The following is a 523-nucleotide window of genomic DNA, read 5'->3' as shown; positions in this document are numbered from 1 at the left end:
GCGACGGTCTTGTCGAGCGTGTCGGCCTTGCCGCGGGCCTGCCGGACGGCGTCGTTCAGGCGGGCGGTTTCGCCCTTGAGCCTGTCGATCTCGGTCTTGCCGGTCTCGGACTCGGTCCTGAGCGCGGCTTCGCGCTCCTGCAGGGACTCGAGCGCGGTGTTTTTCTCGGCCAGCGTGGCGTTCAGATCGGCGACGGTCTTGTCGAGTGTGTCGGCCTTGCCGCGGGCCTGCCGGACGGCGTCGTTCAGGCGGGCGGTTTCGCCCTTGAGCCTGTCGATCTCGGTCTTGCCGGTCTCGGACTCGGACTTGAGCGCGGCTTCGCGCTCCTGCAGGGACTCGAGCGCGGTGTTTTTCTCGGCCAGCGTGGCGTTCAGATCGGCGACGGTCTTGTCGAGCGTGTCGGCCTTGCCGCGGGCCTGCCGGACGGCGTCGTTCAGGCGGGCGGTTTCGCCCTTGAGCCTGTCGATCTCGGTCTTGCCGGTCTCGGACTCGGTCCTGAGCGCGGCTTCGCGCTCCTGCAGGG

Annotated in this window: 1 protein-coding gene; it reads right to left on the bottom strand. The window is 69.0% G+C overall.

Annotated features, from left to right (window positions below):
- Window positions 1-523 (bottom strand): hypothetical protein (locus DU478_RS23085; protein ID WP_158545839.1); only part of this gene is annotated, 523 nt, incomplete at both ends.

It is taken from the genome of Thalassococcus profundi (genome assembly GCF_003344785.1).
Taxonomy (GTDB): Bacteria; Pseudomonadota; Alphaproteobacteria; order Rhodobacterales; family Rhodobacteraceae; genus Puniceibacterium; species Puniceibacterium profundi.
Note: the sequence above shows the minus strand (reverse complement) of the source record. Positions and strands in the feature narration are given on the sequence as shown.